This window comes from Streptomyces sp. NPDC023723 (assembly GCF_040639815.1).
GTDB lineage: Bacteria > Actinomycetota > Actinomycetes > Streptomycetales > Streptomycetaceae > Streptomyces.
Map to the genome: position 1 here is coordinate 126,132 of NZ_JBFAAP010000001.1, position 7,709 is coordinate 133,840.

Annotated in this window: 2 protein-coding genes and 1 pseudogene; all 3 read left to right on the forward strand. The window is 73.4% G+C overall.

Going from position 1 to position 7,709, the window contains the following annotated elements; translation table 11 throughout:
- Positions 1-69: 69 nt before the first annotated feature.
- Positions 70-6,567, forward strand: a complete 6,498-nt coding sequence (locus AB0G32_RS00685; RefSeq protein WP_361156171.1) for a hypothetical protein — start codon at positions 70-72, stop codon at positions 6,565-6,567.
- A 115-nt stretch (positions 6,568-6,682) separates the two neighbouring features.
- Positions 6,683-7,291, forward strand: coding sequence for a DUF4157 domain-containing protein (locus AB0G32_RS00690; RefSeq protein WP_361156174.1), 609 nt, complete (start codon positions 6,683-6,685; stop codon positions 7,289-7,291).
- 123 nt (positions 7,292-7,414) lie between these two features.
- Positions 7,415-7,709 (forward strand): annotated as a pseudogene (locus tag AB0G32_RS00695) (hydrogenase expression protein); the annotation flags it as partial.

Consider the following 7,709-nt stretch of genomic DNA (forward strand, 5'->3'; position numbering starts at 1 on the left):
TCAGGAGGCGTGGGGTTGGGCGCAGCGCGGGACAGAGACGGTGCGGGTACGGGCGGGGAGCGGGCACCGGTGACGGCGGTGCCGGCGGGCGGCGCGCGGCGCGCGCCGGCCACGGCCCTGGCGGCGGCCACCGGTTCCCGGGCGGCGCTGGGTTCGCGGCGGATGCTGGACATCCAGCGGCTGGCCGGGAACGCGGCGGTGAGCCGGCTGGTGAGCGGCCGGCCGTCGGCCGAGGAGTCCCACGAGCTGACGGAGCTGCCGCCCGAGCGGACGGCGGTCACCGAGCGGGCCGCGCCGGCCGGGAAAGAGGTCGACGCGCTCGCCGGCCACTACCTGGGAATGGCCCCCAGGGACCCGGCGGGGGACCCCGGTTCCACCGCGCCGCCGAGCGCGGCGTACCCGCCCGTGACGCTGCCGCCCTACCTGATGGACATGACCACGTCCGGGCACTCCACGGTCTTCGCGCTCCCCGAGGAGGACATCGCCGCGGTCGTTCGGGTGATCCGGGGCACCGACCTCAGGGGCGCGCCGAGCAACCGGCAGGACATCGACGCGTCGGTGGTCGCGGCCCGGCTGCGCAGCGAGCCGGACACCTTCTTCGGCCGCGGCCGGACCTTCGCCCTGGCGGGGAAGAAGAAGCGCGTCTTCGACGTCACCGTCGCCCTCGGCCCGGCGCCAAAGGACGCTCCGTACCCGGCGCTCTTCCCCAACCCGGCGCTGCCCGCGGGCACCGGCAGCGGCCTGACGGCCCAGCAGGAAGCCCTGGCGGCGGCGCACATCGACAAGGAGGTCAAGGACGACAACCAGCTCGCCGCCACCGGCGGACACAACGCGGGCAGTCACCGGACCGCGTCGCCGGGATTCAACCCCAGCGCGAAGGCGTACGGCACACCGGACGGACTCAACTACCTCGGCGGCCACTTCGGGGCCGGCGGCGCCTTCCACTCCGAGCGCAGCCGGCACAGCGGCCGGGCGGTGACCGAGGCGCGGACCCTGCGCAGTGCCCCCCTGTCGGTGCGGGTGAAGCGCCAGGTGCGGTACTCGGTCCGGATCAAGCAGCAGGACGCGCCGGAGCCGGTCGTCGGCAGTCACCTGGGCGGCCTGGAGATGCGGGTGCCCATGGAGTACATGGTTCCCGCGGGCACCGCCCGCCCGGCCTTCGCCAAGGACCTCAGCGACACGCAGAAGGCGGAGGTGGGCAAGGCGGTCTCGCTGTCGACCATCGGGGTGGAGGACACCGGCGACCCGCACGAGGGCGGCGACGGGCTGTTCGACAAGGTGGCCGGGGCGACGCACGGGCGGATGACCGCCCCCGGCACCCCCGGCCGCGCGCAGCTCTACGCCGAGGTGTCCCGGGAGACCATCCACCGGGAGCTGCCGCGCCTGCTGGCCGGGTGGGTGACGAGCGACGTCCTGCAGTCCGACCAGAAGCACCGGGAGTCCCGCGGCGTCTTCCGGATGCGGGCCGAGATCCTCCGGATGACGCCCCTGGTCGCGCCGCCGAAGCCGGGAGCGGCCGGCGGGGACGGCGGAACGGCTCCCGACCCGGGCGGCACCGGCAAGGCGCCGAACGCGTGGGACGAGGAGATCATGGGCGGGACGCCCGGCGGTCCCGAGGAGAGCCGGCCGTCGCCGGCCCAGCTGGTCGGCGCGGGCCCCGACCAGGCACGTCACCACCAGACGGTCGCGAGCACCCAGGGCGTCGCGGCGGCCACCGGATCGAGCGGTGGAGTGGAGGGCGGCTTCGCGTACATCCTCGGGGTGCCGGGGGCGGCGGCGCTGCGCGCCAACCTGGTGGGCAGCGCGGGGGCGAAGAACATGGGCTCCTCGTCGCTCGACCGGACCACCACCGTCCGGCAGGGAGCCGAGGTGCGCGGCCCCAAGGTGCTCTTCCGGAGCACGGTCAGACTCTTCATCGAGTACGGCGGTCCCCGCGACGGGGACCAGATCACCGGGGCCAAGCACCGCGATGCCCAGCACGACATCGAGGCCTGGATGAGCCTGCGGAAGGAGGAGGCGTACCACGTCCTCGGCGACCACCTCCCCGAGGACACCTCGGTCCGCCCCTTGTACGACAAGCGCAAGCGCACCGCGGACGGCACGGTGCTGAAGAACGCCGACGGCACCGACCAACTGCACGACCGGCACCTCCAGTTCGACGGCATGGGGAACAGCACGACCCTCACCCACCTGGACACCGGCGCGCTCATCGCCTACCTGGAGCAGACCTTCGCGGACCCGAAGTCGGGGCTCAGGGGGGAGTACCTGCCGGAGTTCGGCGGCGGGGCGGAGCCCTTCTTCATGGATCCCAGGAAGGGCGACGGCGACCGGCTGCTGACCAACCTCAGGACGCTGCACGAGGAGCTGTCCCCGGCCCGGCTCGCCGTCCAGAAGAGCCGGCTGCTGACCAGCGGCGTCCTGGTACGGCTGCGCAGCAAGACGGACCTGAAGTCCCGGGACGTGGAGATCCGGGTGCACGGCACCATCGGGGACATCGTCTACGAGGGCGACACGGAGAACTGGCTCAACCGCAACAGCGCGGGCGCCGGCTGGAGCGCGGGGAGCGGCAAGCAGAGCTCGCGCCAGGGGAACGTGCGGGCGGAGATCCAGGCCACCGAGGGGCACGTCGGTCTGCAGACGTCGGCCAACGCCGGGTGGGCGGACAGCCGGGGGGTGCAGGGCGGCCCGGTGGGACGCACCGACTCCCTCAACGCCGGTTCCACGACCACCAGCACCTTCGGCACCGAGCTGCGGCTCAGCGTGGACGTGGTCAGGACGACCCGCGGCCGCACCCTGGAACGGAGCTTCCGGCCCGGCGCCCCGGGCCGGGACATGCCCGAGGACGAGCCGTTGTTCTCCTCCGACGCGGACAACGAGATCACCGGCCTGACGAACCAGAAGGGCAAGCAGCCCAGGGTGTACGCGTTCGCCGGGGCCGCACAGCAGGTGAAGCTCTCCACCCCCGCCGAGTTCACCGCCGACTCCGCCGGTCAGCGGGTGACGGCCGGGACGCCCGAGGAGCCCCGGGCGCTCGGCAAGGGCGCGCCGGCGAGCATCTCCGCGCTGGCCACCATGGGCAGCGGCGGGAGCGGGGTGCGGGACTGGGAGTACATCGAGACGGTCGGCAGCGGCGAGCCGCTGTCCGAGCTGGCCTTCCAACTGCTGGCGCGGGCGGCCGCCAAGGCCGACGAGGGAGACGGCGACAAGGTCTTCGAGGCATCGGGGCTCGCCCCCAAGCTGGCGCTCAAGGAGCACTACAGCCCGGAGGACATCCGGTCGGACCTGCGCGAAGGGGTCGACGCCCACCGGGTCGTCAGCGGACTGCGCTACCCCCGGCGGATCAAGACCCTGGAGGGCGCGGTCGGCGACCACTTCGAACTCACCCTCGCCTCGCCCCAGCCGCTGCGCGAGGTCCTCGGCGTCGGCATGGAGAACATGGCGCTGGGCGGACACCAGGCGTCCGCCATGAAGGCGAGGACGACGACGAGGGGCACCGCCGCGGGAGTCACCGGCACTGAACGCGGGGACGGCTTCCGGGTCCGGGAGGGCCTGACCGGCGTACAGGGCACCGGCGAGACGACCAGCCGGGCGGACGCGACGGGAGCCACCGTCGAACGCAACGCGGTCCATCCCCGCGCGCGTGAGCCGCTCTTCCTCGTCCAGTGCCACCTGACCACCACCATGATCGCGGAGGTCAAGCCGGGGCACGGGTCCGACCCCGTGACCCGGGGCGGCAGCCGCACCCTGCCCCGGCAGGTCGCGCTGTGGCTCACCGCGGACCAGCTGGCCAAGGCCGGCATGGGGCCGAACGCGCTGAAGGTGTGGCGGCAGAAGGAGGCGGAGAAGACCAGGGCGAAGGAGAAGGCGGCGCTGGACGAGCACCGCAAGCACCTGGAGCGGCAGGACGCGGAGGAACGGGCGAAGGAGGAGGCGGAGCACAACGACCGCCGGCGGCAGGAGGAGTCCGGGCACCGCGGGGCCGAGCGGGCGGAGCGCGGGAAGGCGACGGCGGCGCTGGGCGACGCCAAGGACCGGCACGCGCGGTCGGAAGCCCTGCGCGTCGGTGAACGGGACCAGTTGCGGGCGGACGACCAGCACTGGGCGGACGAGCTGCGCGAGGAGGACGAGCGGCAGGCCGACACGGACCGGCAGGAGGCTCTGCGCAGGCGGATCGAACGGCTGCGCCTCCAGCAGCGGGAGCTGACGCAGCGGCGGGCGGACCGTACCGAGCAGTGGGTGCTGCAACAGGACCTGGACGCGCTCACCGGCGAGCTGGCGGAACTGGAAGCGGAGCAGCGCCGGCGGGAGCAGCGGGAACGCAGACGCCGCAACCGGCTCGCGAAGAAGCGCGCCCGTACCGGACAGCCCCGCAAGCGGCCCCCGGGCAAGGCCCGCAAGCGGCAGGCCCGGCTGGAGCAGGAGCGCGCCGACCAGGACACGGTGCGTGCGGAGCAGGCCACGGCTGACGCGTCGCGGCAGGAACACGAAGGCGTCGTGCTCCAGCACGAGCAGGAGGCCGACGCGCGCTCGGCGCAGCAACGGCTGGAGTTCGAGGAGGCCGACCGGGAACGGCAGGAGCTGGAGACCGACCGGCAGGCGCGGCGCGGGGCACAGCGCCGGTCCCGGCTGGAGCGGCGCCGCCAGGTCAAGGCGCGGCACTCCGAGGACCGGACCGCCGAGGGCCAGGAGCGCGAGGCGCTCAGGCAGCAGGAGCGGGACCGGCGGGACGAGGCCCGCCAGGAGCGGGCCGGCCGGGACGAACGGCGGGCCGAGGAACTGAAGCGGATCCGCGCGCGCAAGCCCCAGCAGGAGGAGTTCGAGAAGAAGGAGACGGAGCGGAAGGACAAGGCGGCGGACGACGAGACGAAGTGGCAGGAACAGCTCACCGACCACCGGACGAAGATGGACGCGGCGCTGGCCGCCCCCGGCGGGAAGGGCACGCCGGAGGTCGCCACCACCTTCGCCCAGGACCTGCCGCTCGGATTCGGCCTGATCGAGGACGCCCCCGACTTCCTGCCCCTGAAGGACCTGCTGCGCGCGGAACTGGCCAGGCGGAACAAGTCGCTCTGCGACGACCTGCTGCCGGAGAGCGAGATCGAGGACAAGTACAAGAACACGCAGGCGCTGACGAAACTGCTCGGCCGGGACGGTGCCATGGGCGTGCTGGCCAGTGCCATGGACGGTGGGGCGGTCATCCAGCTGAGGCGCAACACCCGCACCCCCTTCCTGCGCGGCAACGTCTACTGGCTGGAACTGCGGGTCGAGCGCACCGGGGACGGGAACGTCACCGGACTGGCCGGCAAGGACCGGGAGATCGAGTACGCCACGGTCGGCTTCCACCAGCACACCCAGAGCGTGAAGGAGAGCACCTCCCGCGGCGCCCAGCTCCCGCTGTCCGGCTCGGGGTCGACCGGCGACGCGGTGATCGAGTCCGCCGGCGGTGCCTCCGGCTTCAGGTTCGACACGGCGCACAGCCGGCAGCGGGCGACGGCCGACCGGGAACAGGTCGGCGTGCGGGCCATCATGGGCGACACCGGGGCGTTCCAGTCGCGGGTGCGGGTACCGGTCGACGTCAAGCTGGTGCTGCGGTCGAACTCCGGGCCCGTGCTGGAGGTGCCCCTCAGGGGCCCGCAGGCGCTGGTGTACCGGGCGTTGCAGAACGACCTGAACGCCCTGGCGAAGATGAAACGGCCCGAACCGGACGCCAAGGCACCCGCGGCGGTCCGCCGGACCGGGGCCGGACAGGGCGCGCAGTCGCCGCGCGCCTGGCGCAAGGAGGGGGTCGGGCTGCCCTGGGCGGTGGTCGTCAACGGTTTCGTCGGCGCGCCGCAGGTGGTCGACACCGTACGGGGCGCCGTGCGGGACGCGGCGAAGAAGCGGTCCGACGTGCTGGCCGGGGCCGACGAGGCCGCCTATGGGCTGCGCGAGGCGGTGTCCACCGAGTGGCTGATCACCTGGCTGCCGCAGATCGTCTCGGCGGGTGTCCCGCTGCCGCCGCAGCATCTGTCCGGACCGGAGGGCTCGGACGCCGACTGCGAACTGCACGGCAGGCTGAAGGACGGCGTGATTCTCGGCGACAGCGAGAAGATGACGTTCGAACCGGTCGCGCAGGCGCTGCTGACCTCCGGTTCGGTCGACGGGAACGACACCGTGGACGGCTCGGCGGTGCAGGCCCCGAGGGCGGCGGGCAACGCGTACTCGACCTCCGCCTCCCATTCCCGCTCCGGAGTCCCCCCCTTCGGGTCGGGCCCGGCGCGGGACGGCACCGACGGGCTGAACGGCGCCGGTACCACCACCGGCATGCCCGGTGGTGACATGGCGTCCAGCGGCAACACCAGCGGCATGGTCCCGTTGCAGAAGCCGAAGGACGACACGGTGCTGGTGCGGTTCGCCCTGGACGTGCGGGCCGTGGCCCGGCTGCGGCACCGGCACACCCAGTGGCTGCGCGGCGCCGAGGCGGTCGGCGACCTGGAGAAGCGGCTCTCCCACCCGGTGGTGATCCGGCTGCACAAGAAGGACGTGGAGGCGATGGTCAAGGACGGGCGTCTGAAGAAGGAGACGACCTGAGCCGGCCCGCTGCCCGTGCGTCTGCCCCCGAGTCCGTTGCGGGGGACGGTGCCGATGGGGCAGCCTGTCATCAAAACAAGCACCTGCCGAACCCCAGCGTCCCCCGAGGAGCGTCGTGCGCGCACACGGAACACAGGCCGCCCGCCAGGCCGGTGAGCAGAGCACGGTCGGCCGCCCCGGCGGTCCGGGCGGCGCCGCCGGCCGGATGCTCGCCCTGCAGCGGCTGGCCGGCAACGCGGCGGTGAGCCGGGCCGTCCAGCGCGCCACGCACGAGCACGGCCCCGGGTGCGGCCACGGGGACCCGGAGGCGGACGTGCAGCGCCGGATGGCACCCTCGGCGCCGGTCCACGAGGAGCCGCGGGTGTCGGTGAACGACGCGATCAGCACCTCCGGCAAGCCGCTGCCCTCGCACATCCAGGACCGTGCGGAGCAGGCGTACGGCATGAGCTTCGGGCACGTCAGGGTGCACGACAACGCGGTGGCGCAGCAGTCCGCGGTGCAGCTCAAGGCGCTCGCCTACACCACCGGCAACCACATCGTCGCCCAGCGCTCCAGCCTGGACGACGCGACGATGTTCCACGAGGCCCACCACGTCTGGCAGCAGTCCCAGGGCAAGGTGGCGGGCACCGACAACGGCCACGGCGAGTCCGTCTCCAGCCCGGACCACTCCGAGGAGGTCGAGGCCGCGGAGGTCGGCGCGCGGATGGCCCGGGGCGACTTCTAGGCCGCGGGCGGACCGGCCCGGTGGGTGCGCCGGTCCCATCGCGCACCCGACAGGGCCGCCGGGGCAGCCGGGTCTGCCCGGTGGTCCCCTGACGACGCCGGTACGGCGCCGTATCGTCGTGCCGTGAGCCTCTGGACCTCTCTTGAGCCCGCTTCCGCGACGGTGGATCCGGGCAGCAGTACACGTGTACGGCTGCGGGTGCGCAACACGGGCGATGTGGTCGACGAGTACCGGTTCGAGCCGGTCGGTGATCTGGCTCCCTGGACGGTGATCGATCCGCCGACGATGCGGCTCTACCCGGGGACGACAGGCACAGTCGAACTGACGTTCTCGCCGCCGCGTACGCCGGACGCGACGGCGGGTCCGAATCCGTACGGGGTGCGGATCACGCCGACCGAGCATCCGGAGGCGGTGACGG